Here is a 276-nt window from a genome sequence, read left to right on the forward strand (position 1 = left end):
GGCTGAGTTGAAGTCGGTAATGGTTAGTACACCTTCTGGGGTGTTAACTGTGATGTTACTTGTTGAAGCGTTATTTAAAGCGGCCGCTGTAATACTTTGGCCTGCAATACTCAACGAACCTAAACCATCAGGCGTACTGATCGTAAATGTATTACCAGCTGTATTGGCATCTTCGGCAACACTTTCGTCACCGGTTGCACCAGCGTTATTGTCATCGATGGTGACAGTTGGTGCGCCATCACTTGTGCCAGTAACAGTAATCGTTACGGTGGTAGT

At 46.4% G+C, this 276-nt stretch carries 1 protein-coding gene; it reads right to left on the reverse strand.

The window, feature by feature from the left end; all coding sequences use genetic code 11:
* Nucleotides 1–276: hypothetical protein (locus Q1A41_RS20275; RefSeq protein ID WP_299982984.1), on the reverse strand; the 276-nt coding region annotated here is incomplete at both ends.

The organism is uncultured Pseudoteredinibacter sp., from assembly GCF_947502065.1.
Lineage (GTDB): Bacteria > Pseudomonadota > Gammaproteobacteria > Pseudomonadales > Cellvibrionaceae > Pseudoteredinibacter.